The 917-nt window shown below is 44.4% G+C and carries 1 protein-coding gene; it reads left to right on the forward strand.

The features are described 5' to 3' along the window. Nucleotides 1–917 (forward strand): transglycosylase domain-containing protein (locus GMD6S_RS09605; protein WP_000311369.1); only part of this gene is annotated, 917 nt, incomplete at both ends.

Here is a 917-nt window from a genome sequence, read left to right on the forward strand (position 1 = left end):
AGTAAAGACTTGCAGAATGCTGTCGTCGCGACAGAGGACCGTTCTTTTTATAAAAATGATGGGATTAACTACGGTCGTTTCTTTCTAGCCATCCTTACAGCGGGTCGTTCTGGAGGGGGGTCTACCATCACTCAACAGTTGGCGAAAAATGCCTATCTTTCTCAGGACCAAACCGTTGAACGGAAGGCCAAGGAGTTTTTCCTTGCCTTAGAGTTGACAAAGAAATACAGCAAGGAGCAAATCCTTACTATGTACCTCAATAACGCCTACTTTGGAAATGGGGTATGGGGTGTTGAAGATGCAAGTAAGAAATATTTCGGTGTATCAGCTTCACAGCTAACGCTTGATCAGGCGGCCACTCTAGCAGGGATGCTCAAGGGACCAGAATTGTATAATCCATTAAATTCTGTTGAAACTTCGACCAACCGTAGGGATACTGTTTTGCAAAATATGGTTGCAGCGGGCTATATTGATAAAAATCAAGAAACCGAAGCGGCTGGAGTAGATATGGCTTCTCAACTGCAAGATAAGTATGAAGGCAAAGTTTCGGATTATCGTTACCCGTCCTATTTTGATGCTGTTGTCAACGAAGCGGTTTCCAAGTACAATCTCACAGAAGAAGAGATTGTCAACAATGGCTATCGAATCTACACAGAGCTTGACCAAAACTACCAAGCAAACATGCAGGTTATTTATGAAAACACTGCGCTATTTCCAATAGCAGAAGACGGAACGCATGCCGAATCAGGTAGTGTTGCTCTAGAGCCTAAAACAGGTGGAGTGCGTGGAGTTGTTGGTCGTGTAGCTGGTGATGACAAACCAGGCTTTCGCAATTTCAACTATGCCACTCAGTCTAAGCGTAGCCCAGGCTCAACCATTAAACCTTTAGTCGTTTATACACCCGCAGTAGAAGCAGG

Source organism: Streptococcus sp. GMD6S, from assembly GCF_000297015.1.